Here is a 1,094-nt window from a genome sequence, read left to right on the forward strand (position 1 = left end):
TCGGCGACGACCGACAGGTCCAGCAGCATGCCCACGGTGACGAAGAACAGCCCCAGCAGGACGTCCCGGAACGGGCGAATGTCCGCCTCGATCTGGTGGCGGTACTCGGTCTCGCCGAGCATGATCCCGGCGAGAAAACCGCCCAGTGCCAGCGACAGCCCGGCAAGGTGACTCGTCCAGGCCGCGAGCAGGGCCACCAGCAGTACCGTGAGCGTGAACAGCTCGTTGGAGCGTGCCTGCGCTACCTCGTGGAACAGCGGGCGCAGGGCCCAGTGGCCGATCGCCAGGAGGATGGCGAAAACCAGTGCGCCGCGTACGAACGCCGCGCCCATGGCCAGGGCGATGCCGTCGCCGGTCTCGCGCCCGAGCAGCGGGATCAGGATGAGCAGTGGCACCACCGCGAGGTCCTGGAACAGCAGCACGCCCACCGCCCGGCGGCCATGCCGGCTGTGGATCTCCACCTGCTCGGTGAGCTGCTTGATGATGATGGCGGTGGACGACAACGCCAGCGCCCCGCCGATCACCGTCGCGGCACCGCCGCCGGCGCCCAGCGCCCAGGCCGTGAGTCCCAGCACCCCGGTGCACAGCGCCACCTGGGCGCCGCCCAGGCCGAACACCGTCCAGCGCATCGCGCGCAGCTGCGGCAGGGAGAATTCCAGACCGATGGTGAACAGCAGGAAGACGACCCCGAACTCCGCCAGCGGGCGGACCTCCTCGACGTCGCCGACCAGTCCGGTCGCCGACGGCCCGAGCGCCACCCCCACCGCGAGGTAACCCAGCACCGGGGGCAGGCGCAGACGGCGGAAGGCGGTCACGGCCACCACCGAGGCAGTGAGCAGGATCAGGACCTCGTCGAGCATGGGCACGCCGGGGCGTCCTCCCGGTGGCGAAGGGGACGCGCACATCCTAACCCGGAAACCACCCCGATGCGCCGCCCGCGCTGCCCTGTTCGGGTGCGCGGAATGCACCATTGTGGCGCGTTGGGAACGGGCTGGGGACGATTCGTGGAGGGTGGGGCGGTGGCACGGCTTGTGCTTCTCCCGCAGTGAAGCCATTCCACAAGGATGCACCAACCATGACTTACCGTTCCCTGC

General features: G+C 69.9%; 1 protein-coding gene. It reads right to left on the reverse strand.

The window, feature by feature from the left end:
* Window positions 1–860, reverse strand: an 860-nt coding sequence (locus G7A99_RS20580) for a monovalent cation:proton antiporter-2 (CPA2) family protein (RefSeq protein WP_205599964.1), incomplete at its 3' end; no start/stop codon positions are given.
* Between the last annotated feature and the right edge of the window lie 234 nt (window positions 861–1,094).

The organism is Arhodomonas sp. KWT (assembly GCF_010993615.1).